Origin of the sequence: Mycobacterium intracellulare ATCC 13950, from assembly GCF_000277125.1 — a bacterium.
GTDB classification, from domain to species: Bacteria; Actinomycetota; Actinomycetes; order Mycobacteriales; family Mycobacteriaceae; genus Mycobacterium; species Mycobacterium intracellulare.
In genome coordinates, this window is the sequence record NC_016946.1 from 515,014 (window position 1) to 540,562 (window position 25,549).

Annotated in this window: 28 protein-coding genes; 16 read left to right on the forward strand and 12 right to left on the reverse strand. The window is 67.0% G+C overall.

Annotated elements, in window-relative coordinates:
* Position 1 precedes the first annotated feature (1 nt).
* The 6 genes from OCU_RS27540 to echA20 all read right to left on the reverse strand — a co-directional run bounded on the left by OCU_RS27540 (position 2) and on the right by echA20 (position 4,961).
* On the reverse strand, positions 2-742 hold the full coding sequence (locus tag OCU_RS27540) for a hypothetical protein (protein ID WP_014379014.1): 741 nt from the start codon (positions 740-742) through the stop codon (positions 2-4).
* A complete protein-coding gene (locus OCU_RS27545) occupies positions 739-1,386 on the reverse strand; it encodes a SatD family protein (RefSeq protein ID WP_014379015.1) in 648 nt (215 codons plus the stop codon). The genes OCU_RS27540 and OCU_RS27545 overlap by 4 nt, the downstream gene beginning before the upstream one ends.
* Before the next feature lie 60 nt (positions 1,387-1,446).
* Positions 1,447-2,520 carry a (3aS,4S,5R,7aS)-5-hydroxy-7a-methyl-1-oxo-octahydro-1H-indene-4-carboxyl-CoA dehydrogenase gene (gene ipdC, locus OCU_RS27550; protein WP_008263630.1) on the reverse strand — a complete coding sequence of 358 codons (1,074 nt, stop codon included), beginning with the start codon at positions 2,518-2,520 and terminating at the stop codon, positions 1,447-1,449.
* Positions 2,521-2,584: 64 nt separating this feature from the next.
* Positions 2,585-3,328, reverse strand: coding sequence for a cholesterol ring-cleaving hydrolase subunit IpdB (gene ipdB, locus OCU_RS27555; RefSeq protein ID WP_014379016.1), 744 nt, complete (start codon positions 3,326-3,328; stop codon positions 2,585-2,587).
* 2 nt (positions 3,329-3,330) lie between these two features.
* Entirely contained in the window at positions 3,331-4,206 is an 876-nt protein-coding gene (ipdA, locus tag OCU_RS27560; RefSeq protein WP_014379017.1) for a cholesterol ring-cleaving hydrolase subunit IpdA, read from the reverse strand.
* The gene (gene echA20, locus OCU_RS27565) at positions 4,203-4,961 is read right to left on the reverse strand and encodes a (7aS)-7a-methyl-1,5-dioxo-2,3,5,6,7,7a-hexahydro-1H-indene-carboxyl-CoA hydrolase (RefSeq protein WP_014379018.1); all 759 of its coding nucleotides are present in this window, start codon (positions 4,959-4,961) and stop codon (positions 4,203-4,205) included. Before echA20 ends, ipdA begins: the two co-directional genes overlap by 4 nt.
* A 59-nt stretch (positions 4,962-5,020) precedes the next feature.
* Here echA20 and OCU_RS27570 point away from each other — a divergent pair, with 59 nt between their 5' ends.
* Positions 5,021-5,818, forward strand: coding sequence for an SDR family oxidoreductase (locus tag OCU_RS27570; RefSeq protein ID WP_162832313.1), 798 nt, complete (start codon positions 5,021-5,023; stop codon positions 5,816-5,818).
* 14 nt (positions 5,819-5,832) lie between these two features.
* A complete protein-coding gene (locus OCU_RS27575) occupies positions 5,833-6,738 on the forward strand; it encodes an SDR family oxidoreductase (protein ID WP_008263643.1) in 906 nt (301 codons plus the stop codon).
* Positions 6,739-6,763: 25 nt separating this feature from the next.
* Here OCU_RS27575 and OCU_RS27580 read toward each other — a convergent pair whose 3' ends face one another.
* The 4 genes from OCU_RS27580 to OCU_RS27595 all read right to left on the reverse strand — a co-directional run bounded on the left by OCU_RS27580 (position 6,764) and on the right by OCU_RS27595 (position 9,320).
* Complete coding sequence (locus OCU_RS27580; RefSeq protein ID WP_014379020.1) at positions 6,764-7,276, reverse strand: nitroreductase family deazaflavin-dependent oxidoreductase; 513 nt, start codon at positions 7,274-7,276, stop codon at positions 6,764-6,766.
* Positions 7,277-7,293: 17 nt separating this feature from the next.
* Positions 7,294-7,686, reverse strand: coding sequence for a nitroreductase family deazaflavin-dependent oxidoreductase (locus OCU_RS27585; protein ID WP_014379021.1), 393 nt, complete (start codon positions 7,684-7,686; stop codon positions 7,294-7,296).
* A gap of 76 nt (positions 7,687-7,762) precedes the next feature.
* Positions 7,763-8,149, reverse strand: a complete 387-nt coding sequence (locus OCU_RS27590) for a hypothetical protein (protein ID WP_009956914.1) — start codon at positions 8,147-8,149, stop codon at positions 7,763-7,765.
* A gap of 7 nt (positions 8,150-8,156) precedes the next feature.
* Entirely contained in the window at positions 8,157-9,320 is a 1,164-nt protein-coding gene (locus tag OCU_RS27595) for a steroid 3-ketoacyl-CoA thiolase (protein WP_014379022.1), read from the reverse strand.
* A gap of 159 nt (positions 9,321-9,479) precedes the next feature.
* Between OCU_RS27595 and OCU_RS27600 the strand changes: the two genes are divergently transcribed.
* The 7 genes from OCU_RS27600 to OCU_RS27630 all read left to right on the forward strand — a co-directional run bounded on the left by OCU_RS27600 (position 9,480) and on the right by OCU_RS27630 (position 16,410).
* Complete coding sequence (locus OCU_RS27600; RefSeq protein WP_014379023.1) at positions 9,480-10,730, forward strand: cytochrome P450; 1,251 nt, start codon at positions 9,480-9,482, stop codon at positions 10,728-10,730.
* A 19-nt stretch (positions 10,731-10,749) separates the two neighbouring features.
* Positions 10,750-11,763: an acyl-CoA dehydrogenase family protein gene (locus OCU_RS27605; RefSeq protein ID WP_026071452.1), complete on the forward strand. Its 1,014-nt coding sequence runs from the start codon at positions 10,750-10,752 to the stop codon at positions 11,761-11,763.
* The gene (gene fadE29, locus OCU_RS27610) at positions 11,754-12,917 is read left to right on the forward strand and encodes an acyl-CoA dehydrogenase FadE29 (RefSeq protein WP_009956911.1); all 1,164 of its coding nucleotides are present in this window, start codon (positions 11,754-11,756) and stop codon (positions 12,915-12,917) included. The genes OCU_RS27605 and fadE29 overlap by 10 nt, the downstream gene beginning before the upstream one ends.
* Entirely contained in the window at positions 12,914-13,876 is a 963-nt protein-coding gene (locus OCU_RS27615; protein ID WP_014379025.1) for a bifunctional MaoC family dehydratase N-terminal/OB-fold nucleic acid binding domain-containing protein, read from the forward strand. The genes fadE29 and OCU_RS27615 overlap by 4 nt, the downstream gene beginning before the upstream one ends.
* Positions 13,873-14,274: a MaoC family dehydratase gene (locus tag OCU_RS27620; RefSeq protein WP_008263666.1), complete on the forward strand. Its 402-nt coding sequence runs from the start codon at positions 13,873-13,875 to the stop codon at positions 14,272-14,274. Before OCU_RS27615 ends, OCU_RS27620 begins: the two co-directional genes overlap by 4 nt.
* Positions 14,275-15,456: a lipid-transfer protein gene (locus OCU_RS27625; protein WP_020188688.1), complete on the forward strand. Its 1,182-nt coding sequence runs from the start codon at positions 14,275-14,277 to the stop codon at positions 15,454-15,456. It begins immediately after the preceding gene.
* A 114-nt stretch (positions 15,457-15,570) separates the two neighbouring features.
* The gene (locus OCU_RS27630) at positions 15,571-16,410 is read left to right on the forward strand and encodes a hypothetical protein (RefSeq protein WP_014379028.1); all 840 of its coding nucleotides are present in this window, start codon (positions 15,571-15,573) and stop codon (positions 16,408-16,410) included.
* A 103-nt stretch (positions 16,411-16,513) separates the two neighbouring features.
* Here OCU_RS27630 and OCU_RS27635 read toward each other — a convergent pair whose 3' ends face one another.
* Together OCU_RS27635 and kstD are read right to left on the reverse strand one after the other, a co-directional pair.
* The gene (locus tag OCU_RS27635; RefSeq protein WP_014379029.1) at positions 16,514-17,374 is read right to left on the reverse strand and encodes a MaoC/PaaZ C-terminal domain-containing protein; all 861 of its coding nucleotides are present in this window, start codon (positions 17,372-17,374) and stop codon (positions 16,514-16,516) included.
* A gap of 5 nt (positions 17,375-17,379) precedes the next feature.
* Positions 17,380-19,071 (reverse strand): 3-oxosteroid 1-dehydrogenase, encoded by a 1,692-nt coding sequence (gene kstD, locus OCU_RS27640; RefSeq protein ID WP_036390347.1) that lies wholly within the window; start codon positions 19,069-19,071, stop codon positions 17,380-17,382.
* A gap of 73 nt (positions 19,072-19,144) precedes the next feature.
* Here kstD and OCU_RS27645 point away from each other — a divergent pair, with 73 nt between their 5' ends.
* The 7 genes from OCU_RS27645 (at position 19,145) to OCU_RS27675 (ending at position 25,486) form a co-directional block, all read left to right on the forward strand.
* The gene (locus OCU_RS27645) at positions 19,145-19,930 is read left to right on the forward strand and encodes a 2-keto-4-pentenoate hydratase (protein ID WP_008263676.1); all 786 of its coding nucleotides are present in this window, start codon (positions 19,145-19,147) and stop codon (positions 19,928-19,930) included.
* A gap of 51 nt (positions 19,931-19,981) precedes the next feature.
* Positions 19,982-20,914, forward strand: a complete 933-nt coding sequence (locus tag OCU_RS27650) for an acetaldehyde dehydrogenase (acetylating) (protein ID WP_014710858.1) — start codon at positions 19,982-19,984, stop codon at positions 20,912-20,914.
* The gene (gene dmpG / locus OCU_RS27655; protein ID WP_014379032.1) at positions 20,911-21,969 is read left to right on the forward strand and encodes a 4-hydroxy-2-oxovalerate aldolase; all 1,059 of its coding nucleotides are present in this window, start codon (positions 20,911-20,913) and stop codon (positions 21,967-21,969) included. The genes OCU_RS27650 and dmpG overlap by 4 nt, the downstream gene beginning before the upstream one ends.
* 62 nt (positions 21,970-22,031) lie before the next feature.
* The gene (locus OCU_RS27660) at positions 22,032-22,334 is read left to right on the forward strand and encodes a hypothetical protein (protein ID WP_008263682.1); all 303 of its coding nucleotides are present in this window, start codon (positions 22,032-22,034) and stop codon (positions 22,332-22,334) included.
* An 88-nt stretch (positions 22,335-22,422) separates the two neighbouring features.
* Positions 22,423-23,562 (forward strand): hypothetical protein, encoded by a 1,140-nt coding sequence (locus OCU_RS27665; protein WP_009956901.1) that lies wholly within the window; start codon positions 22,423-22,425, stop codon positions 23,560-23,562.
* Positions 23,559-24,341: an SDR family oxidoreductase gene (locus OCU_RS27670; RefSeq protein ID WP_014379034.1), complete on the forward strand. Its 783-nt coding sequence runs from the start codon at positions 23,559-23,561 to the stop codon at positions 24,339-24,341. Before OCU_RS27665 ends, OCU_RS27670 begins: the two co-directional genes overlap by 4 nt.
* Positions 24,341-25,486: a sulfotransferase family protein gene (locus OCU_RS27675; protein ID WP_014379035.1), complete on the forward strand. Its 1,146-nt coding sequence runs from the start codon at positions 24,341-24,343 to the stop codon at positions 25,484-25,486. The genes OCU_RS27670 and OCU_RS27675 overlap by 1 nt, the downstream gene beginning before the upstream one ends.
* Positions 25,487-25,549 lie beyond the last annotated feature (63 nt).

A 25,549-nucleotide genomic window follows, 5' to 3' on the forward strand; every position in this document is an offset into this window, starting at 1 on the left:
GCTACGGGGTCGCCAGAACGAGCCCGATGCCGCCCAGGGCGAGCAGCCAACTGGTGAAGCTACCGACAAGGAAGTACTCGGTCACCTCGTCGATGCCGACGTCGCCGTTACCGCCCTTCTGCGCGTTCAATTCCGGGAAGCGGATGATCCCCTTGGCGGCGACGACGGCGCTCGCCGCGGCGAACTGCCCGCCGACCCCGAGGCTCAGGATCAGCAGGCGTTCCATCGGTCCCAGCAGTCTGCCGCCCTTGAGCCGGTCCGACGGCTGCGGCTGACCTTCCGGGCGCATCGCGCCCACCGAGGCAAGAACCAAGCGCACCAACTGATTTGCGGTGGCGAACTGGGCCAGGACGACGCCGACGATCATCAGCAGCCGGGTGGGCGTGACGTGGGTGAGCGGCAGGTGCACCCAGGACGACCATCGAGCGATCGCGCCGTTGGTCGGCGACGACCACCCGGACAGCAGCATCAGCAGTGCGAGCGCGGCGCCGAACACCGCCAGGGCCGCGCCTTGCCGGCTACCGCTGTGTTCGCTTCGCGCGCACAGCCATTCCCAGGCCACTACCGCCGCGGCGGCCAGCACCAGCAAGGGGATGTCGCCGGCATGCCAGAGGGCTCCCGCTGCGGCGCACGCCACCACCACGACCGGCCCGATCACGAGCGACGGCCATACCGTGCGGAGCGCTCGCCGACCGAGATCGGCGACTGCGAGCGCCGTGAGGAATACCGCGACGGCGCTCACGGCAGACTCCGAAGATAGTGGCTGGCAAGGACAATCAGATCCAAACCATCGCGGCTCGCGCGCTGAGACACCGCGGATGGACTGATGCCCTCGTCCGCGGCGAGCTCCTTTTTGGTTCGGCCCGTCATCAAGCCCCTCACGATCCGCAACGATCTTTCGTCGAGCGATCCAAGCAGATGGTCCCGACAAATCAGCGCCGCGTTGACCGCCGCGGCGTCGGTGCGTGTGTCACCGTCCGCCCGGAACGTCGTGCGTACCAACGCGAAGCCGGGTTGCCGCTGGGCCTCTGCGGTCTGCTGGATGGCCGCCCGTGCGCTCCACCAACCGGGCCCGTCCTGAATTCCCGCGTCGGCATCGAGGATGGTGACCGCGCCCCATCCGATGCCGAAACGGACGTCGATGTCCGGGGCGAGCAGCAGGCGGACGGTCAATGCCGCGTCGATGGCGGCCCCGACGGTGGGGTAGCTGCCCTGGAACTCGTCGCCGACGGTGAAGGCGGGCGGGTCGATCGCGCCGTCGCCCACTTCCCGCAGAGCCGCGGACAGGGCGCGGTGCAACCCGGGGCGATCGGTGGCATGCCGGGAACCGACGACATCACCGATCAGCGTCGCGCGAGATGAAGGCTGTGGCTTCATCCGATCCATTTGAAGAGTATAGCTTAATTACATCAAGATTCAGCAAATAGCTTCACAAGCGGCGCGTGGCTACTCGTGCACCAGGGCGGATGCCGCCCGCAGGTGCTCGATGGCGTCCCGCACGATCGAATCGATCAGCTCGGCGCACGACGGCAGATCCTCGAGGATGCCCGCCACCTGCCCGGAGGCCAGCACCCCGGCCTCCGTATTGCCGTCCACCAGACCGGCTTTCAACAGCATCGGGGTGTTGGCCGCCATGACGACCTGCGACCAGGTCAGCTCCTTGCCGTGCCGCATCGCCAGGCCGTCGCTGATCATCGACCGCCACGTCATCCGTGACATGTGCTTGAACTTGGCCGCGTTGCGCACCGCGGCGGTCAGACCCCGCACCGGCGAACCGTTTTCCAGCTTCTCGACCAGGCCGGTGCGCAGGACCCGGTGCGGCATGCCGTCGACGCGGGTGGTGACGACGGTGCCGTCCAGCGCCGCCTCCAGGTAGCGCCGCTTGACCGCGTCGGGCACGGTCGAATCCGAGGTCAGCAGGAAACGCGTGCCCATCGCGACACCGGCGGCGCCGTAGCTCAGGGCGGCCGCCAACCCGCGCCCGTCGAAGAATCCGCCCGCGGCGATGACGGGAATGCCGGTGCCTCGCACGGCGTCCAGCACCGAGGGCAGCAGCAGCGTGGTGGCGACGGGACCGGTGTGCCCGCCACCCTCGCCGCCCTGCACGATCATCGCGTCCGCACCCCACCCGGCGACCTTGCGGGCGTGCTTGGCCGCGCCGATCGACGGAATCACCACCGCGCCGGCCTCTTTGAGCCGGGCGATGAGCTCCTGCTTGGGCGCCAGGGCAAAGGACGCCACCTTGACGCCTTCGCGGATCATCAGATCGACCCGGTCGCCGGCATCGGCCGCGTCGGCGCGGATGTTCACGCCGAACGGCTTGTCCGTGGCGGCCTTGACCTTGGCGATGGCCGTCGCCAATTCGTCCAGCGTCATGGTGGCCGACGCCAAAATGCCCAGCCCGCCCGCGTTCGCGGTGGCCGACACCAGGCGCGCCCCGGCCACCCAGCCCATCCCGGTTTGCACCACCGGGTGCTCGACACCGACCAGCTCGGTCAGCGGCGTGCGCAACCTGGTCATACCCACCGCCGACGATAAACGGAGCGGTGCGATGGGAAAAAGGGAGGAGGAGGCGGCGTAACCATCAACGTATCTCTCGGTCGCGCAACGACTTCGGATCGATCGTTTCGCGGATGAGGCGCAGTTCGTCCGCGGTGGGCAGCCGGGTCTCCTCGGCGTCCTCGAGCCCATGGATCTCGAACGAGGTGGCCTCGCGGACCTCGTCCGGCGAGACCCCTGGGTGCAGGCTCAGCGCCCGCATGGTCCGGTCGGGCCCGCCGAAGTCGAAGACGCCGAGGTTCGACACGACCCGGTAGGTGTTGGCGAACCGAAACGCCGGATTGTCGGCATCGACGTTGTCCCAACCGATCCCGCAGACCACGTCCACCTTCTCGCTGAACACCCGCTTGGAATGGTTGCCCACCCAATAGCTGGTCGCGTGGTTGATGGCGTTGCCCGGGGCGCCGCGCACGCCGAACATCTGGCGTTTGGGTTGCTGCAACGGGCCGAACGCCGAGATGTTCTGATTGCCAAACCGGTCAACCTGATTGGCGCCCATCACCACGTGGCGGCGCCCCCAGGCCAGCGTCTCGAACACCCGGCCGAACGGCATCCAGCCCTCGACGGTACCGGTCGCGCCGAGCGCCGGGGTGTCGGCCAGCAGTTGGGCCTCGCCGTCGGTCAGCAAGATATCGGGGGAGAAGGTCAAGCGGGCTAGCCGCGCCCCGACGGAGGCCATGTTGGTCATCGGGCTGACCATGATCTCGCCCGCGTCCCTGAACAATTCGGCACAGGCGACTGCGCACACTTCGGCGCGGGTGCTGCTCACTTTCAGGCCTCCTCTGCGAATGCGCGAACCGCCGCCTGGTAGTCGTCTTCGGTGCCCGACAGGTAGGTCTGGGTGAACTTCTGCCAGCCCTCGTCGGTCGACGCCGCCTCGGCGTAGTGCCGCTGGAACTTCTCGTCGCGCCCGTAATCCGGTGCGGCGGTGGTGAAGTGGGCACCGTTGGGCGCCTCCACGACGCTGTCGACCATCATCCGGTTGACCAGCAGCGCCTGCGGCGGCACCGCCTTGATCAGTTCGTCGGTGGATACGATGCGCTCGACCGACAGGTGGCGCCTGTCGGCGGCCATCAGGAACAGATCGTCGAAGTAGGGGTCGATCCCGGTGTAGGCGGCGTTGCCCCGGCTGTCGCCGAGGTTGAGGTGGACGAATGCGGCGTCCAGGCGCAGCGCGGGCATGGCGATCAGCGTTTCGTGGCCGCCGTCCGTGGGGTACGGCGAAGTGACGGTCTGCAGTTCACCCTCCCAGAAGTCGGGCACCGAACTGCCCAGCCCGGCCCGGATCGGCAGGAACGGCAGGCGTTGCGCGGCGGCCTGTAACCCGCAGCGCAGCATGCCCTCGTCCATTTCGCGGGCCTCGATCGCCCCGGCCGCCCGGGCCTTGGCGAACCACGGGTCGTAGAACGGCGGGGAGTCCAGCGAGACGAACCCGTAGTAGACGCGCTTCACCTTGCCGGCCGAGCACAGCAGCCCCAGGTCGGGCCCGCCGTAGGTGACCACGGTCAGGTCGGTGACATCGGTGCGCAGCAGGGCGCGCACGAATGCCATTGGCTTGCGCCGAGATCCCCATCCGCCGATGCCGATGGTCATGCCGCTGCGCACCTGCGCGACGGCCTCGTCGAGGGTGGTTCTCTTGTCGCTCACGCGTCCTTGCCCTTCGTCGTGCCGGCGAACGCGTCGCGGTGCTCGTCGGCTACCCCGGCGAGATTGAGCTCGAACGTAAAGCCTTGCTCCATCCGGTAACTCGAGTTGACGCGTTGCACGTCGATGAGGTTCAGTGCCTCCTTGGCCGCCCGGATGACCCGGGTGTCCTTGGCGGCGATGTCGCGCGCGACCCGCAATGCGGCCTCGTCCAGCTGATCCCGCGGCACGATCTCGTGCACCGAACCGAAGTGGTGCAGGGTGGCGGCGTCGACGGTGGCGGCGGTGAAGAACAGCCGTCGCATCAGGTGCTGGGGCACCAGCCGGGACAGGTGGGTGGCCGCGCCGAGCGCGCCGCGCTCCACCTCGGGGAGCCCGAAGGTCGCGTCCTCGGAGGCGACGATGACGTCGGAGTTGCCGACCAGGCCGATGCCGCCGCCGACGCAGAATCCGTTCACGGCCGCGACGACGGGCACCGCGCACTCATAGACGGCGCGGAACGCGGCGAAGCAGCCGCGGTTGGCGTCGATCAGCGCGGTGAATCCCTCGGTGCGCTGCATCTCCTTGATGTCGACCCCGGCGTTGAAGCCGCGGCCCTCGGCCCGCAGGATGACGACGTGGGTTTGCGGGTCCTGGCCGGCCGCGGTGACGGCGTCGGCCAGTTCGAACCAGCCGCGCGACGGGATGGCGTTGACGGGCGGGTAGTCGACGGTAACCGCGACGATGCCCGGTTCGGTGGTTGTGGATGTGATGGTCAAGGTGCCACTTCCTTGTGGGGTAACTACCTAAGCAAGCACTTGCTTGGTACGCTAGCACAGTGACTCGCGCCGAAGCATGCCCCCCGTTTGCAGAAGCCATGAACTTGGGGCTGGCCGGGCGGGTGGTTCTCGTCACCGGCGGCGTTCGCGGGGTGGGCGCCGGAATTAGCGCGGTTTTCGCCGCGCAGGGCGCCACCGTCGTCACCTGCGCGCGACGGCCGGTCGAGGGATCGCCCTATGAGTTCCACTCCTGCGACGTCCGCGATGACGACGCGGTCAGTGAATTGATCGACACCGTCGCGGACCGGCACGGGGGCCTCGATGTCGTCGTCAACAACGCCGGGGGATCGCCCTACGTGCTGACCGCGGAGTCCAGCGCCAAGTTCAACCGCAAGATCATCGAGCTCAATCTCATTGGCGCGCTGTCTGTTTCGCAGCACGCGAACGACAAGATGCAAGCCCAGCCGCGCGGCGGGTCGATCATCAACATCTGCAGCCTGTCGGGGCGTCGACCCTCCCCGGGTACCGGCGCGTACGGGGCGGCCAAGGCGGGGCTGGAGAGCCTCACCCAGACCTTGGCCGTGGAATGGGGACCCAAGGTCCGGGTCAACGCCTGTGTGGTCGGCATGGTGGAGACCGAACAATCGGAACTGTTCTACGGCGACGCAGAATCGATCGCCGCGATCTCGAAGAACGTGCCGCTCGGCCGGCTGGCCAAACCGGACGACATCGGCTGGGCCGCGGCGTTTCTGGCCTCGGACGCGGCCTCCTACATCAGCGGCGCCTCGCTAGAGGTGCACGGCGGCGGCGAGCCCCCGCACTACCTGGCCACCACGAACGCGAACGCGATCAAGTAGAGGAGAAAACAACTATGGGAGTGGTTGACGGCCGCGTCGTCATCGTCACCGGAGCCGGCGGGGGTATCGGTCGCGCGCACGCGCTGGCCTTCGCCGCCGAGGGTGCGCGGGTGGTGGTCAACGACATCGGGGTGGGCCTGGACGGTTCACCGGCGGGCGGCGGCAGCGCCGCCCAGGGGGTGGTCGACGAGATCATCGCCGCCGGGGGCGAAGCCGTCGCCAATGGTTCCAACGTCGCCGACTGGGACCAGGCTGCCGAACTGATTCGGACCGCCGTCGAAACATTCGGCGGCCTGGACGTTTTGGTGAACAACGCCGGCATCGTGCGCGACAGGATGATGGCCAACACCAGCGAGGAGGAGTTCGACGCCGTCGTCGCCGTGCACCTCAAGGGCCACTTCGCCACGATGCGGCACGCCGCGTCGTATTGGCGTGGGTTGTCCAAAGAGGGCAAAACCGTTGACGCGCGGATCATCAACACGAGCTCGGGCGCCGGCCTGCAGGGCAGTGTCGGGCAGGGCAACTACAGCGCCGCCAAGGCGGGCATCGCGGCGATGACGCTCGTCGGCGCGGCCGAGATGGGCCGCTACGGCGTCACCGTCAACGCCATCGCTCCCTCGGCGCGCACCCGCATGACCGAGACCGTCTTCGCCGAGATGATGTCCACCCAGGATCAGGATTTCGACGCGATGGCCCCGGAAAACATTTCCCCCCTGGTGGTTTGGCTGGGTAGCGCCGAATCGCGCGACGTCACCGGCAAGGTGTTCGAGGTCGAGGGCGGCAAGATACGCGTCGCCGAGGGCTGGGCGCACGGGCCGGAGATCGACAAGGGGGCGCGGTGGGATCCCGCGGAGCTGGGACGCGTCGTCGCCGACCTGCTCGCCAAGGCGCGCCCGCCGGTCCCGGTTTACGGCGCCTGACGCGGCGCCCGCGCCGAACGTGCACTCACGGCGATGATTTCGCCGATTCTTCGCCGTCGGTGCACGCTCGCCGAGGGGGTTCGCACACCACGAGCGGGATGACCCGGTCGGCGGCTTCGCGGTACTTGCGGTAGGGCGGGTACATCCGCATCAGCGGCGGCCAATAGCGTTCGCGCTCGGCGTCGGTCGCGTCGCGCGCGATCAATTCCAGGCGCTGGGCCCGGATCTGCACCCGCACCTCGGGATTCTCCCGAAGGTTCAGATACCACACCGGGTCTTCGTCGCGGCCGCCGAACGACGCGGGCAAAATCACCCGTTCACCGTCGCGCAGGTAGAGCGTCGCGGTGGTCCGCGGCCGGTTGGACTTGCGTCCGGTCGTGGTCAGCAGCGCCGCCGGGAATCGCAGCAGTTTCGCGCCGAGCCTGCCGTTGGTTCGGCGGTACACCCAGATGTGCAGGCGCGCGAAGTACTTGAGCAGCAGCGCAATCGGGCGCGAGTTGCGGATCCAGCGACGGTCGGACCCAGGATGGTTCCCCATCCGGGCGATTTGAAACTCTAGGGGTCGCAGATGACGACCGGGATCACCCGATCGGTCCAGGACCGGTAATCGTCGAACGAGGGATACATGGCGTCCAACTTCGGCCAGTACTCGGCCCGTTCCGCCTCGGTGGCGTCGCGGGCCTGCAGGTGAAGCACCTCGTCCTTGATCTGCACGGACACTTTGGGATTGGCCTTGAGGTTGAGGTACCACAGCGGGTGCTTGTCGCTGCCGCCCTTCGATGCGACCAGTACCACCCGATCGCCCTCGCGCAGGTAAAGCAGCGGGCTCACCCGCGGTTCGCCGGTCTTGCGTCCCGTCGTGGTGAGCAGCGCGACGGGGGCCTTCTGGAAAGTGCCGCCGAATTTTCCATTGCTGCGTCGGTATATCCATGCGTTGCCCTTGGCCATCCACTTGATGATGAAGGCGACCCAGGGTGAGTTCAGTGCGCGTGCTTCGGTTTCGGCATGATGTTCCTCGACGTCCCTAACGCTGGATGAAGGGGTGGAAGCGAACCTTGATGTGGTGGATTTCGGCTTTCCCGCTTGCGCTTTCGGCCGGAATGACGAAGGTCTCGGTGACGTGCGCCGCGAGCCGACGCCCGCCCAACGCCGCCTTGGTCAGCACCTGGTACGCGGCGTGCACGTCGTCGCCGTCGATGCGGTACTCCGGCGTCGTCGTGTGCGCCAGCAACCGATACTGCGGCCCGCGATTCAGGCTGCGCCGCAGGTGATTTCCGGAGAACCCGTTCTTGATGCCCTGCTCGATGCGGGTGCAGCCGGCCGCGAACGGGACGGTGTCGCCGTCATGGCTGACCAGCGCGTCGATATAGGACTGCGCCGCGGCGATGCGGCTCTCTTCGGAGACGAGCAAGGGGGAACTAGATGCGCTCGATGATGGTGCCGGTGGACAGGGCGCCGCCCGCGCACATCGTGATCAATGCGGTGGTCTGGTCGGTGCGCTCCAATTCGTGCAGCGCGGTGGTGATCAGCCGGCTGCCGGTCGACCCGACCGGGTGGCCGAGCGCGATGGCGCCGCCGTTGACGTTGACCCTGGCCATGTCCGGCTCGTGCACCCGCGCCCAGGACAACACCACCGAGGCGAACGCCTCGTTGATCTCGACGAGGTCGATGTCCCCCATCTTCATGCCGGCCTTCTCCAGCACCTTGGCCGTCGACTGCACCGGTCCGTCGAGGTGGTAGTAGGGCTCGGCGCCGACCAGCGCCTGGCTGACGATGCGGGCGCGCGGCCGCAGGCCCAAAGCCTTGGCCTTGTCCTCGTCCATCCACAGCACGGCCGCCGCGCCGTCGGAGATCTGCGACGACGTTCCCGCCGTGTGGATCCCGCCTTCGAGGACCGGCTTCAGCGCGCTCAGACCCGACAGGGTCGTCTCGCGCAGGCCCTGGTCGCGGGAGATGGTGACGCGCTCCGACGTCGGCTGCTTGTTCTCGTCGAGCGCCGGGGCCTCGATCGGGGAGATCTCACGGTCGAAGCGGCCCTCGTCCCAGGCCTGCTTGGCCCTGACCTGCGAGTTGAAGCCGAACTCGTCGATCTCCTCGCGGGAGATGCCGCGCCGCTTGGCGATCCGCTCGGCGGCGGTGAACTGGTCGGGCAGGTCGATGTCCCACGACGCGGGCCGCAGGATGCTGCGGTCGGGGCCCGCGTTGGCGCCGAGGCCGACGCGGCTCATGGCCTCGATGCCACACGCGATACCGATGTCGATGGCGCCGGCGGCGATCAGCCCGGCGACCAGGCCGTTGGCCTGCTGGCCGCTGCCGCACTGGCAGTCCACGGTCATGGCGCCGACGTGCTCGGGCAGACCGGCCACCAGCCAGCTGACCCGGCTGATGTTGTTGGACTGTTCGCCGTACTGCGTGACGCAGCCGCCGATGACCTGTTCGACGTCGCCGGCGTCGATGCCTGCCTTCTCGACCAGCGCCTTCTGCACCGCACCCAACAGCTCGGTGGCGTGCAGCCCTGACAACCATCCATTGCGCTTGCCGATCGGGCTGCGAGTGGCTTCGACGATTACCGGGTTACCCATGACGCCAGGCTAGAACACGTTTCATTACTATGACAAGCGAGGATGCGTCGCCGCCTTTTGTCTGCGGTGGAGGCATGTTTTACTGGCACCAGAGCATCACTAGGACAACTAGTGTCCTGGGATCGCAAGTCATCGAGGACTGTAGTTAGGAGAAGTAGCGTGCCCAGTCCGAATCTTCCGCCCGGGTTTGATTTTCTCGATCCGGACGTCAGTGTCAAAGGCCTCCCGGTCGCGGAGTTGGCCGAAGTGCGCAAGTCCGAGCCGATCTTCTGGGTAGACGTCCCGGGCGGCACGGGCGGTTTTGGCGACAAAGGCTATTGGGCCATCACCAAGCACAAGGACGTCAAGGAGATCTCTGTGCGCAGTGACATCTTCTCGTCTCAGCAGGACTGCGCCATCCCGGTGTGGCCGCAGGAGATGACGCGCGAGCAGATCGACCTGCAGCGCAACGTCATGCTCAACATGGACGCCCCGCACCACACGCGGCTGCGCAAGATCATCTCGCGCGGCTTCACCCCGCGGGCCATCGGACGGCTGCGCGACGAGTTGGACGCCCGCGCGCAAAACATCGCGAAGACGGCGGCCTCGTCGGGCTCCGGCGACTTCGTCGAGCAGGTCTCCTGTGAGCTGCCGCTGCAGGCCATCGCGGGTCTGCTGGGTGTTCCGCAGGAGGATCGGGACAAGATCTTCCGCTGGTCCAACGAGATGACCGGCAACGAAGACCCCGAGTACGCGCACATCGATCCCGCGATGTCCTCGGCCGAGCTGATCATGTACGCGATGAAGATGGCCGAGGAGCGCGCCAAGAACCCCGGCGACGACATCGTCACCCAGCTGATCCAGGCCGACATCGACGGCGAGAAGCTCTCCGACGACGAATTCGGGTTCTTCGTGGTCATGCTGGCCGTCGCGGGCAACGAAACCACCCGGAACTCGATCACGCACGGCATGATCGCGTTCGCGGACAACCCCGACCAGTGGGAGTTGTTCAAGAAGGAGCGCCCGGACACCGCGCCCGACGAAATCGTCCGGTGGGCAACGCCGGTCACGGCGTTCCAGCGGACCGCGCTGGAGGACTACGAGCTGTCCGGTGTGCAGATCAAGAAGGGCCAGCGGGTCGTGATGTTCTACCGCTCGGCCAACTTCGACGAAGAGGTCTTCGAGGACCCGCACAGCTTCAACATCATGCGAAACCCCAACCCGCACGTGGGCTTTGGCGGCACCGGTGCCCACTACTGCATCGGCGCCAACCTGGCCCGGATGACGATCAGCCTGATGTTCAACGCCGTGGCCGACCACATGCCGGACCTCAAGCCGATCTCCGCGCCCGAGCGGCTGCGGTCGGGGTGGCTCAACGGCATCAAGCACTGGCAGGTCGACTACACCGGCAAGTGCCCGGTGGCGCACTGATATGGCGGCCGAAGCCACGATGGATTTCGATCTCACCGCGACACAACAGGCGGTCGCCGACGTCGTGACGTCGGTGTTCGAGCGCGAATTGAGTTGGGAGGCTTTGGTCAACGGCGGCGTGACGGCGCTGCCGGTGCCCGAGCGCCTCGGCGGTGACGGGGTGGGATTGCCCGAGGTCGCCACCGTGCTGACGGAGATCGGTCGCCACGGCGCGATCACGCCGGCCCTGGCCACCCTGGGTTTCGGTGTGCTCCCCCTGGTTGACCTGGCTTCCGAGGACCAGCAGGACCGGTTTTTGGCGGGCGTCGCCAAGGGCGGCGTGCTGACCGCGGCGCTCAACGAGCCCGGCGCCGCGTTGCCGGACCGGCCGTCGACCACGTTCGCGGGCGGCCGGCTGTCGGGCACCAAGGTCGGCGTCGGCTATGCCGGACAAGCGGATTGGATGATCGTCACCGCCGACAGCGCGGTGGTCGTGGTGTCGCCGAAGGCCGGCGGCGTCGAGGTGGTCCAGACGCCGACCTCGAACGACTCCGACGAGTACACGGTCACGTTCACCGATGTCGCCGTCGAGGACGCCGACGTCTTGGCCGGCGCCACCGCGCAGCGCGTCAACCAGCTGGTGCTGGCTTCCATCGGCGCCTACGCCGACGGGCTGGTGGCCGGGGCGCTGCGGCTGACCGCCGACTACGTGGCCAACCGCAAGCAATTCGGCAAGCCGCTGTCGACCTTCCAGACCGTGGCCGCACAGCTCGCCGAGGTCTACATCGCCTCGCGCACCATCGATTTGGTGGCGAAATCGGTCGTGTGGCGGCTGTCGGAGGGGCGGGATGCCGACGACGACCTCGATGTCCTGGGGTATTGGGTCACCTCACAGGCGCCGCCGGTGATGCAGCTCTGCCATCACCTGCACGGCGGCATGGGCATGGACATCACCTATCCGATGCACCGGTACTACTCCACGATCAAGGACCTGACCCGGTTGCTGGGCGGTCCTTCTCATCGTCTCGATCTGGTGGGAGCGCAATGTTCATAGACCTGACCCCGGAGCAGCGCCAGCTGCAGGCGGAATTGCGGGAATACTTCTCGAACCTGATCTCGTCCGACGAGATGAAGGCGATGGAGCAGGACCGTCACAACGAGGCCTACCGCGCGGTGATCCGCCGGATGGGCCAGGACGGCAAGCTCGGCGTCGGGTGGCCAAAGGAGTTCGGCGGCTTGGGTTTCGGCCCGATCGAGCAGTCGATCTTCGTCAACGAGGCGCATCGCGCCGACGTGCCGCTGCCCGCGGTCACGCTGCAGACGGTCGGTCCGACCCTGCAGCAGTTCGGCAGCGAGATGCAGAAGAAGAAGTTCCTGCCGGCGATCCTGGCCGGCGAGGTGCACTTCGCGATCGGCTACACCGAGCCCGAGGCCGGTACGGACCTGGCCTCGCTGCGGACCACCGCCGTGCGTCACGGCGACGAGTACATCGTCAACGGGCAGAAGGTCTTCACCACCGGAGCCCACGACGCCGACTACATCTGGCTGGCCTGCCGCACGGACCCCGAAGCCGTGAAACACAAGGGCATTTCGATCCTGATCGTCGACACCAAGGATCCCGGTTACTCCTGGACGCCGATCATCCTGTCCGACGGCGCCCACCACACCAACGCCACGTATTACAACGATGTGCGGGTGCCCGCCGACATGCTGGTCGGCGAGGAGAACGGCGGGTGGCGGCTGATCACCACCCAGCTCAACAACGAACGCGTCATGCTCGGCCCGGCCGGGCGTACCGCGGGCATCTACGACCGGGTCCACGCCTGGGCGTCCAAGCCGGGAAGTGACGGGGTCACCCCGATCGACCACGCCGACGTCAAGCGCGCGCTCGGCGAGATTCACGCGATGTGGCGGATCAACGAGCTGCTCAACTGGCAGGTGGCCGCCGCCGGGGAGGACATCAACGTCGCCGACGCGGCGTCGACCAAAGTCTTTGGTACCGAGAAGATTCAGTACATCGGCCGGCTCGCCGAGGAAATCGTCGGCAAGTACGGTAACCCCGCCGACTCGGACACCGCCGACCTGCTCAACTGGCTGGACTCCCAGACCAAGCGCAACCTGGTCATCACCTTCGGGGGCGGCGTGAACGAGGTGATGCGCGAGATGATCGCCGCGGCCGGACTCAAAGTGCCGAGGGTGCCTCGATGACCGATATCAAGGAAGCGGTTGCGGAGATCACCGCCACCGTCGTCGCTGCACCGCGCGAGGCCCGGGATCCGGTGAACCAGCCGACGATCAACAACTGGGTCGAGGCGCTGGGCGACCGCAACCCGATCTACGTCGACGAGGCCGCGGCCAGGGCCGCCGGTCATCCCGGAATTGTCGCCCCGCCGGCCATGATTCAGGTGTGGACGATGTTCGGCCTGGGCGGGGAACGCCCGACCGACGACCCCATGGGCCCGATCATGCAGCTGTTCGACGAGGCCGGCTACATCGGCGTGGTCGCCACCAACTGCGAGCAGACCTACCACCGGTATCTGCGTCCCGGCGAGCAGGTCACCGTCGTGTCCGAGATGCGCGACGTGGTCGGCCCCAAGCAGACCGGGCTCGGCGAGGGCTGGTTCATCAACCAGCACATCACGTGGCGGGTCGGCGACGAGGATGTCGCCGAGATGGCCTGGCGAATCCTGAAATTCAGGCCCCACGAGGATTCCGGCGCGACCGCATCGGTCCCTCAGGACCTGGACGCCGACGCCATGATGCGTCCGGCGGTCTCACGCGACACCGCCTTCTTCTGGGAGGGTGTGGCGGCGCACGAGCTGCGTATCCAGCGCCTCCCCGACGGCACCCTGCAGCACCCGCCGGTGCCCGCGGTGTGGCAAAACAAGGCCGAGCCGATCGATTTCGCGGTCGCCAGCGGCCGCGGCACGGTGTTCAGCTACGTGGTGCACCACGCACCGAAGGTGCCCGGGCGCACGCTGCCGTTCGTGATCGCACTGGTCGAACTGGAAGAGGGCGTCCGGATGCTCGGCGAGCTGCGCAACGTCGACCACGCCGAGGTCAAGATCGGAATGCCGGTCCGCGCAACCTATATCGACTTCCCGGCCGGTGAATCCGGGCCCGAGTGGAGCCTCTACGCCTGGGAGCCCATGGGAGACGAAGCATGAGCGCACCCGTTGTCGAAGTGGGCACCACCCTGCCCGAACTCAAGCTGCATGGCACGCCGACGTTCATCATCTCGACGGCCTTGGCCACCAGGGACTTTCAGGACGTGCACCACGATCGGGACCTGGCGCAGGCCAAGGGTTCCAAGGACATCTTCGTCAACATCCTCACCGACACCGGGCTGGTGCAGCGCTACGTCACCGACTGGGCAGGTCCGACTGCGCTGATCAAGTCGATCGGCCTACGCCTGGGTGTGCCGTGGTACGCCTACGACACCGTGACGTTCTCCGGTGAGGTGACGGCGGTCGACGACGGCCTGATCACGCTGAAGGTGTTCGGACGCAACAGCCTTGGCGATCACGTCATCGCGAACGTGACGCTGACGATCGGGGGCGCATAGATGTCAGCGGGCTTATTGAACGGCCGAGCCGCGATCGCCGGGATCGGCGCTACCGACTTCTCCAAGGACTCCGGCCGCAGCGAGCTGCGGTTGGCCGCCGAGGCGGTCCTGGATGCCCTGGACGACGCCGGGCTGAGCCCGTCCGATGTCGACGGGTTGACCACCTTCACGATGGACACCAACAACGAGACCGCTGTGGCACGCGCGGTCGGCATCGGTGATCTGAAGTTCTTCTCGCAGATCGGTTACGGCGGCGGCGCCGCCTGCGCGACCGTTCAGCAGGCGGCGCTCGCCGTGGCCACCGGCGTGGCCGACGTCGTCGTCGCGTACCGGGCGTTCAACGAGCGATCCGGCATGCGGTTCGGTCAGGTGCAGACCCGATTGGTGGGAAACGCCGGCGTGCAGGCTGATTCGACGGCGGCGGACAACTCGTTCTCCTACCCGCACGGGCTGTCCACGCCCGCCGCACAGGTCGCGATGATCGCCCAGCGCTACATGCACCTGTCCGGGGCGACCAGCCGGGACTTCGGCGCGATCTCGGTGGCCGACCGCAAGCACGCGGCCAAGAATCCGAAGGCCTATTTCTACGAGAAGCCGATAACCATTGAGGATCACCAGAATTCGCGGTGGATCGCCGAGCCGCTGCGGCTGCTGGACTGCTGCCAGGAGACCGACGGGGCGGTGGCGATCGTGGTGACGTCGCCCGAGCGGGCAAAGGACCTCAAGCAGCGGCCGGCGATCATCGAGGCGGCGGCGCAGGGCTCCAGCCCCGACCAGTACACGATGGTCAGCTACTACCGGCCCGAGCTCGGCCTGCCGGAGATGGGGGTCGTCGGTCAGCAGTTGTGGGCGCAGTCGGGGCTCAAACCGAGCGATATCCAGACCGCCGTGCTGTATGACCACTTCACTCCGTTCACGCTGATTCAGTTGGAGGAGTTGGGATTCTGCGGTCGCGGAGAGGCCAAGGACTTCATCGCCGACGGGGCGATCGAGATCGGCGGCCGGCTGCCCATCAACACCCATGGTGGCCAACTCGGCGAGGCCTACATCCACGGCATGAACGGCATCGCCGAGGGTGTGCGGCAGCTGCGGGGCACCTCGGTGAATCCGGTGCCCGACGTCGAGCACGTGCTCGTCACCGCGGGTACGGGCGTGCCCACCTCGGGCCTCATCCTCGGCTAGGTCTCCTTCCCCCGCCTTTTCCGCCGAGCGTGACACGACAGTCACGCTCGAGCCCGAGCGTGACTGCTCTGTCACGTTCGAGACGGTGTCAGTGGGCGATGGCACACTCCCGCCATGGGAGAACCGTTCATCGGCAGTGAGGCCGTAGCGGCTGGCGTGGCCTCGCATAGCCAGCTACGCCGCAAATACACGCGCGTCTTCCCCGATGTCTATGTGACTGAAGGCACCGAGTTGACGCACGTGATGCGGTCGCGGGCAGCCTGGCTGTGGTCGCGGCGTCGTGGTGTCCTTGCGGGCTTTTCGGCTGCGAGTCTGCACGGCAGCAACTGGGTCGACGCTGCCCGGCCGGTCGACATCATTCATGACAACCGCCACCCCCCGCCAGGTTTGACGACGTGGGGCGATCGGCTCGAAGGCGACGAGTTCGTCTGGATCGACGGAGTCGCAGTGACGACTCCGGCACGCACGGCTGTGGACCTCGCCTGTTGGTATCCACTCACCACGGCAGTCGCCGCTATCGACGCGCTGGCACGGGTGACCGACGTGAAGATGGCTGATGCTGAGTTGCTAGCTGCGCGATATCGCGGACGACGCGGGATCGAAGGTGCACGCGCGTCGCTCGAGCTGGTCGACGCGGGTGCCCAGTCACCGAAAGAGACGTGGCTGCGGCTGGTATTGGTGCGCGCCGGGTTGCCTCGGCCACAGACCCAGATCCCGGTGGTCGATGAATGTGGCAGTACGTTTGCCTTCCTGGACATGGGTTGGGACGACGTCAAGGTTGCTGTGGAGTACGACGGAGACCAGCACCGGAGCGATCACTCCCAATACGCCTGGGATATCGCGCGACACGAAAGACTACGCCGTTGCGGGTGGATCGTAGTCCGGGTAATAGCGGGTGATCGGCCCGCCGACATTGTCCGCAGGGTGCGTGACGCACTTGCTTGTCGAGCGTGACAGCAGAGTCACGCTCGACGTCGAAACTGACTGTGGCGTCACGCTCAAGCCCAGCTAGCCGGGCGCTCGCCGCAAAGCAAGGGAGGAAGCGCGCCGGAAGCCGCTAGGCCGGGATGAGTTCGACCCCGGAGAGCACGACGGCGTTGTCGCGCGAGGGCGCGACGACGCTGGCCAAAAAGCGGCCGCCCTCCTTCCAGATGCCGACCTTGAGCGTTTCGCCGGGGAATGCCACCCCGGCGAAACGCGCACCGTAGGCGGCCACCGCGGCGGTGTCACCGTCGAGCAGCGCGTCGGTGATCGCCTTGCAGGTCATGCCGTACGTGCACAGCCCGTGCAGGATGGGCTGCGAAAAGCCTGCGGCAGCGGCGAATTCGGGATCGGAGTGGAGCGGGTTGCGGTCGCCACACAGCCGGTAGAGCAGCGCCTGCTGCGGCAGGATCGGCACGTCGACCTCCAGGTCGGGGGCCCGCTCCGGTGCGGCGTCGCCCCCCGACGGGCCGCGCTCACCGCCGAAGCCGCCTTCGCCGCGGGCGAAGATGGACCGCCGTTGCGTCCACAACAGCGTGCCGTCGGGCGCGGTCACCGTCGTCTCGCTCCAGATCACCGCGGCCTTGCCCTTGTCCCAGATGTCGGTGAACCGGGTGACGGCCTTGGCCGAGCCCGACGGCGGCAGCGGCCCGGGCACCTCGACCCGCTCGCTGGCGTGCAGCACCTTGCTCAGCTCGATGTCGATGCCCGGGAACTGCACGGTCGGCGGCTTCGTGGCGTGGAACGTGGCGGCCACGTTGCCGAACGTGGGCAGCACCTGCGGGGTGTCGTCGACTAGGTAGCGCAGCTCGCGCGGATCCATCGGGTCGGCGCCCGCGCCGAGCCCGAGGTGGTAGAGCTGCACATCGCTGCTGGCCCAAGAGAATTCGATGGGATCCAGCTCGGCGTTCAGCGCGACGTCTACGTCGATGGGCATCGCGGTTACCTTTCCCCGGCTCCGCCGGCAATGTGCAATGCCGCCAGGTAGCCGAACGTCATGGCCGGGCCGATGGTGCCACCCGGACCGGGGTACGTGTGGCCCATCACCGGCGCGCTGACATTGCCCGCGGCGTAAAGGCCTTCGATGATACTGCCGTCGTCGCGCAGCGCCCGCCCGTGGACATCGGTCCGGATGCCGCCCTTGGTGCCCAGGTCGCCGGGCACCATCTTGGCGGCGTAGTACGGCGCGTGGCTGATCTCGCCGAGGTTGGGGTTCGGCTTGTTGGTCGGGTCGCCGTAGTACCTGTCGTAGGCGCTCTCGCCGCGGTGGAAGTCCGCGTCGACGCCGGAGCGCGCGAAACCGTTGAAACGTTTCACGGTGGCGGTGAATTCGTTCACCGGAAGGCCGGCCTTCTGGGCCAGCTCCGCGAGCGTGTCGGCCGTGATGATGACGCCCGACTCCAGCCACTTGCGCGGAATGCGTTGTCCGGGCTGCAATCCCGCAAAGATGTAGCGGTCGCGGTACTGCTGGTCGAAGACCAGCCATGCGGGGATGTTCTCGCCCGGCCCGGGTCCCTGGCCATATTCGCCGCCGTACATGTGGTGGCAGGCCTCGACGTAGGGCATCGACTCGTTCATGAATCGCTTGCCGGACATGTTGACGATGATCGATCCCGGCGAGTTGCGCTCCGACAGCGCGAACCACGGCGCGCCGACCAGCGGGACGGTCGGGCCCCACCAGGCGTCTTCCATCAATTCCAGTCCGGCGCCCAACTTTTCGGCGGCGACGATGCCGTCGCCGGTGTTCGCCACCGCGCCCACCGTCCATTCGGTGGTGATCGGGGCGCGCTGGTATTTCACCCGCATTTGTTCGTTGTGCTCGAACCCTCCCGACGCCAGGATCACCCCGCGTCGGGCCCGGATCAGCCTGGGCTCACCCGATTCGGCATCAGCGGCGCCGCGCACATAGACCCCGCGCACGACGCCGTCTTCGACGTACAGGTCGGTCAGCGCGGTGTTGAGCACCACCGGAACGCCGGCGCGTTGCAAGCCGATCCGCAGCGGTCCGATCAGCGCCCGTCCCATGCCGACGAGGTTCTTGCCGGTCGCCTTGGCCCACATCGTGCGCGCGCCGACCTTCAGGCTGCGCAGCACGCCGCGCGGGTGACGCTTCAGTTGGTTCAACCGCACGTAATCCTGTTGCATCACCACAACGTTGAGCGGCACTTTGCCGTACGCGGGCTCCAGGCCGGACTCGTCGGCGCCGAGCTTGCGGGCATCGAACGGCTTCGGCTCGATCGACCGGCCTTCGGCGCGCCCGCCGGGCGACTCGGGGTAGTAGTCGGAATACCGCGGCACCCAGCACATCTTCAGCGGTGTGTGCTTGAGCACGAACGACAACATCTCGGGCCCGCGCTCGAGGTAGGTGTCGATGCGTTCGGGTTCGACGACGCTGCCGACGATCCCGTGCAGATAGGTGCGGGCCGCCTCGGCGGTGTCCTTGACCCCGTCACGCTTGAGCACTTCGTTATTCGGGATCCAAACGCCGCCGCCCGACCGCGCGGTCGAGCCGCCGAAGTGAGGGGCCTTTTCGATGACTATGGTGGAAAGACCCCGGTGAGCGGCGGTAAGGGCGGCCACCATGCCGGCCCCGCCGCTCCCGACCACGACGACGTCGTACTCCTGCGCTGACATGTAGAACACGTTATAGAATTGCCCAGGGCGGCCGCTACTGGCCCGGGTCGACCGTACGAGGAGACGTAGAAAAATGCTCAGTGTTGCTACCCGCGACGAGCTGGCTGCGGACTTGGCGCAGGCCGAGCGGAGCGGTGAGCCGATCGCCCCGCTGACCGCGGCCTACCCGGACATCGACGTCGTCGATGCCTACGAGATCCAGCTGATCAATATCCGGCAGCGGGTCGCCGAGGGGGCGCGGGTGCTGGGCCACAAGGTGGGGCTGTCGTCGAAAGCCATCCAGCAGATGATGGGCGTCGACGAGCCGGACTACGGGCATTTGCTCGACGAGATGCAGTTGTTCGAAGACACCCCCGTCAAGGCGAACCGCTACCTGTATCCGCGGGTGGAGGTCGAGGTCGGCTTCATATTGAACGCCGACCTGCCGGGAGCCGGTTGCACCGAGGACGACGTGCTGGCGGCGACCGAGGCCTTGGTCCCGTCCATCGAGTTGATCGACACCCGGATCACCGACTGGAAGATCGAGCTGTGCGACACCATCGCCGACAACGCGTCGTCGGCCGGTTTCGTGCTCGGCGAGGCCCGGGTTTCCCCCCGCGACATCGACGTCAAGGGGATCGACGCGGTGCTGCGCTGCAACGGCGAGGTCGTCGCGGAGGGCCGCACCGACGCGGTGCTGGGCAACCCCGTCACCGCGGTGGCGTGGCTGGCGCGCAAGGTCGACGGGTTCGGTGTGCGGTTGCGCAAGGGCGACGTGGTGCTGCCCGGATCGTGCACGCGAGCCATCGACGCGCACCCGGGCGACGAGTTCGTCGCCGACTTCGCGGGCCTCGGTTCGGTGCGTTTATCGTTCGAATAGGCTCGAATTAAATCGACTAACTTAAATCTCAGCAGTTCGAAAAGGGGCATCATGCCGTCTAAGGCGAGTGTGGCCATTGTCGGGTCGGGCAACATCAGCACTGACCTGCTTTACAAGTTGTTGCGGTCGGACTGGCTGGAGCCGCGCTGGATGGTCGGCATCGACCCCGAAAGCGAGGGCCTGGCGCGGGCCCGCAAGCTGGGTTTGGAGACCACCCACGAGGGCGTGGACTGGTTGCTGGCGCAGTCGGACAAGCCCGATCTGGTGTTCGAGGCGACCAGCGCCTATGTGCATCGCGACGCCGCGCCCAAGTACGAGGCCGCCGGCATCCGGGCCGTCGACCTGACGCCCGCCGCGGTGGGTCCCGCGGTGATCCCGCCGGCCAACCTGCGCCAGCACCTGGATGCGCCCAACGTCAACATGATCACCTGCGGCGGGCAGGCCACCATCCCGATCGTGTACGCGGTGTCGCGCGCCGTCGCCGACCTCGGTGGGGTGCCGTACGCCGAGATCGTCGCCTCGGTCGCCTCGCTGTCGGCGGGGCCGGGAACCCGGGCCAACATCGACGAGTTCACCAAGACCACCAGCAAGGGCGTGGAGACCATCGGTGGCGCCAAGCGCGGCAAGGCGATCATCATCTTGAACCCCGCCGATCCGCCGATGATCATGCGCGACACCATCTTTTGCGCCATTCCCGAGGACGCCGACCGCGACGCGATCGCCAAGTCCATCCACGACGTGGTGGCCGAGGTGCAGACCTACGTTCCCGGCTACCGGCTGCTCAACGACCCGCAGTTCGACGACCCGTCGATCAACTCTGGCGGCCAGGCGCTGGTCACCACGTTCGTCGAGGTCGAGGGGGCCGGCGATTACCTGCCCCCCTATGCGGGCAACCTGGACATCATGACCGCCGCGGCGACCAAGGTCGGCGAGGAGATCGCCAAGGAATCCTTGACCGCGACGGCCGGAGGAGCGCAATCATGACTACCGACATCTTCTTCAACCCGGTCTGGGACGTGCGGATGACGGACACGTCGCTGCGCGACGGCTCACACCACAAGCGCCACCAGTTCACCAAGGACGAGGTCGGTGCGATCGTGGCCGCCTTGGACGCCGCGGGTGTGCCCGTCATCGAGGTCACCCACGGCGACGGACTGGGCGGCTCGAGCTTCAACTACGGGTTCTCCAAGACGCCCGAGCAGGAGCTGATCAAGCTCGCCGCCGAGACCGCCAAAGAGGCCAAGATCGCCTTCTTGATGCTGCCCGGCGTGGGCACCAAGGAAGACATCAAAGAGGCCCAGAACAACGGCGGGGAGATCTGCCGGATCGCCACGCACTGCACCGAGGCCGACGTCTCGATCCAGCACTTCGGCCTGGCCCGCGAACTCGGACTGGAAACCGTCGGCTTCTTGATGATGAGCCACACCATCACCCCCGAGAAGCTGGCCGCCCAGGCCCGCATCATGGCCGACGCGGGCTGCCAGTGCGTCTACGTGGTCGACTCGGCCGGGGCGCTGGTCCTCGAGGGCGTGCGCGACCGCGTCGCCGCGCTCGTCGCCGAACTCGGTGACGACGCCCAGGTCGGCTTCCACGGGCACGAAAACCTCGGACTCGGGGTGGCAAACAGCGTCGAGGCCGTGCGCGCCGGCGCCAAGCAGATCGACGGCTCGTGCCGCCGCTTCGGGGCTGGGGCGGGCAACGCCCCCGTCGAAGCCCTGATCGGGGTGTTCGACAAGATCGGCGTCAAGACCGGCATCGACTTCTTCGACATCGCCGACGCCGCCGAAGAGGTCGTCGCCCCCGCCATGCCCGCCGAGTGCCTGCTCGACCGCAACGCCCTGATCATGGGCTACTCCGGCGTGTACTCCAGCTTCCTCAAGCACGCCATCCGCCAGGGTGAGCGCTATGGCGTCCCGCCGCATGAGCTGTTGCACCGGGCCGGCCAGCGCAAGCTCATCGGCGGCCAGGAGGACCAACTGATCGACATCGCGCTGGAGATCAAACGCGAGCGAGAAAGCAGCGCCGCCGCCGCGCGCTGACCTGCCGCTTCACCCAGGGCGCGCACAGGCTACGCAAAGGTAGCGCGCGTAGCCTGGTGGGCATGAGCACATCCAAGACAGTCGGTACTCGTGGCCGCGGACTCTTCGGCCTGCTCGCCGGGGGGTTACTGACCGCGACCGCCGCGACGATGATCGCGCTGCCAGTGGCCAGCGCGGATCCCGGGTGCAATCAGGACGTGGGCAGTTCCATCGACTCGTACCTGCAGCGGCACCCCGACCTCCATCAGCAGCTGATCGACAAGTCAAAGGGCGAGGGGGGCAACGGCAGCGTGATCGACTACCTGAACCGGCATCCCGACGTACGCCAGCACCTGATTCAGCTGTCCCACGCGTGCCCGCCCTAGCGAACCCGCATCGTCGTGCAACCCCGCAGCCGACGCGCGGGAATGTTCGCCATTGACGAAAAAGTAGAACACGTTCTAGCGTCTAGGCGTGTCCGTAACTTCCTTTTCCGGCCCGCTCACCCACGCGATCGCTGAGGCCGAGGAGCTGGTGGCCGCCGCGCCGCACATCGAGTCCGAAGCCGACTTGCTCGAAGGGCTCCAATATCTGGCCGGCTGTATCGCGGCCTGCACGCATCTGGCCTTCGACTACGACCGCGACCACCCCTTTCTGCAGTCGGGGACCGGGCCGTTCACCAAGATGGGCCTGGACAACCCCGACACGCTGTACTTCGGCACCCGGGTGCACGCCAACCACGATTACGTCGTCACCGGCAGGCGCGGCACCACCACCGACCTGAGCTTCCAGCTGCTCGGCGGCGAGTACACCGACGACAACGTGCCCGTCAGCCAGGCCGCGTTCGACGACCGGGAGCTACAGATCGCCCCCGACGGCAGCTTCGAATGGCGGTTTCGGCCGACCGACCCCGGACAGCTGGTCATCCGCGAGGTGTACGGCGACTGGGCCGCGCAGCGCGGCACGCTGGCCATCTCCCGGCTGGACACCGCGGGCACCGCGCCGCCGCCGCTGAGTCGCGAAACCATCGAAAAGCGTTTTGCCACAGCGGGAAAGCAGCTGGTTAACCGGGTGAAGACGTGGCTGCAGTTCCCGCAGTGGTTCTATTTCAACATCCCGGTCAACACGATGGTCGCGCCACGGTTGACGCCGGGCGGCCTGGCGACCCAGTACTCGTCGGTGGGGCACTACGAGCTGCGGCCCGACCAGGCGCTGGTGATCAACATCCCGGTCACCGACGCCCCCTACCTGGGCTTCCAGCTGGGCAGCCTGTGGTACATCTCGCTGGACTACATCAACCACCAGACCTCGCTGAACAACACTCAGGCGCAAGCGGATCCGGACGGCAAGGTGCGCATCGTCGTCGCCGACCAGAACCCCGGCGTGACCAACTGGGTGGAGACCCTCGGGCATCGGAAGGGCATCTTGCAGTTCCGCTGGCAGCGGGTGTCGCGACAACTCACCGACGTCGACGGCCCCACCGTAGAGCTGGTCGACATCGACGCCGTGCCGGCGGCGCTGCCGTATTTCGAGCACAACAAGATTTCCGAGGACGACTGGCGTGCGCGGATTGCGCTGCGCCACCAGCAGATTCAGGCAAGGATGTTGGGATGACGAAGTTGCTCGACGGCAAGGTGGTGGTGATCAGCGGCGTCGGCCCGGGTCTGGGCACGACGCTGGCGCACCGATGCACGCGGGAAGGCGCCGACCTGGTGCTGGCCGCCCGCACGCCGGAACGCCTGGACGACGTCGCCAAACAGATCGCCGACCTCGGAGGCCGGGCGACCACGGTGCGCACCGACATCACCGAGGACGACCAGGTGAGCAACCTGGTCGATGCCACCTTGGAGGCCTACGGCAAGGTCGACGTGTTGATCAACAACGCGTTCCGCGTACCGTCGCTGAAGCCTTTCTCGGGCACCAGCTTTCAGCACATCCGCGACGCGATCGAACTCAGTGCGCTGGGCGCCCTGCGGCTCATCCAGGGATTCACGCCGGCGCTGGCCGAGTCGAAGGGCTCGATCGTCAACGTCAACTCCATGGTGCTGCGGCACTCGCAGGCGAAGTACGGCGCGTATAAGATGGCCAAGTCCGCGCTGCTGTCCATGTCTCATTCGCTGGCCACCGAGCTGGGCGAGCAGGGAATCCGGGTCAATTCCGTTGCACCCGGCTATATCTGGGGCGAGACGCTGCAGGGCTACTTCAACCACCAGGCCGGCAAGTACGGCACCACGGCCGAGCAGATCTACCAGGCCACCGCCGCGGGCTCCGACCTGAAGCGGCTGCCGACCGAGGACGAGGTGGCCTCGGCGATCTTGTTCATGGCGAGCGACCTGTCCAGTGGCATCACCGGGCAGACCCTCGACGTCAATTGCGGGGAGTACCACACCTGATGGCTGAGCGTACCGACGTCGGCACCGTTGACGACCTGAGGGCGTCGGCCAGCAAGATGATCGGGCTGGACGATTTCGGCAGCAACGACGACAACTACCTCGAAGCGCTGGAAGTGCTGCTCGACTCCTACCGCCGCGACGCCGACTTGACGCCGTTGGGCAGCAAGATGAATCGGTTCTTTTTGCGCGGTGCGCTGGTGGCCAGGCTGCTGTCCGAAGCGGCGTGGAAGCAATACCCGCAGCACGCGGACGTCGTCATCGAGCGGCCGATCTTCGTCACGGGACTGGTGCGCACCGGCACCACCGCCTTGCATCGGCTGCTGGGCGCCGATCCCGCGCACCAGGGCCTGCATCTGTGGTTGGCCGAATTCCCGCAGCCGCGCCCGCCTCGTGAAACCTGGGATTCCAACCCGTATTACAGCCAACTGAACGCGCAGTTCGAGAAGCATCATGCCGAAAACCCGGACTACACCGGTCTGCATTTCATGGCGGCGTACGAGCTGGAGGAGTGCTGGCAGCTGCTGCGGCAGTCGCTGCATTCGGCGTCCTACGAGACGCTGGCGCACCTGCCCACCTACTCGCAGTGGCTCTCGCGGCAGGACTGGACGCCGTCGTATCAGCGGCACCGCCGCAACCTTCAGCTGATCGGACTCAACGACGCCGACAAGCGGTGGGTGCTGAAGAATCCCAGCCACCTGTTCGCGCTGGACGCGCTGATGGCGACCTATCCCGACGCGTTGGTGATCCAGACCCATCGTCCGGTCGAGACGATCATGGCCTCGATGTGCTCGCTGGCGCAGCACACCGCCGAGGGATGGTCGACGTCGTTCACCGGCGCCCAGATCGGCGCTGACGCAATGGAAACGTGGTCGCGGGGCCTGGAGCGGTTCAACACCGCGCGGGCCAAATACAGCCCGTCGCAGTTCTACGACGTGGACTACAAGGAGCTGATCGCCGACCCGATGGGCACGGTGGCCGACATCTACCGGCACTTCGGGATGACGTTGACCGAAGAGGCCAAGGCGGCCATGGAAAAGACCCACGCCGACAGCCAGTCCGGCGCGCGGGCGCCCAAGCACTCGTACTCGCTGGCCGACTACGGCCTGAGCGTCGAGACGGTCAAGGAGCGGTTCGCGGGGCTGTAGAAATCACAGGCGCCACAGGAGTTTCCGGTCCGATGGACGCGCCTTTTGCCCACCTCCGAGCGA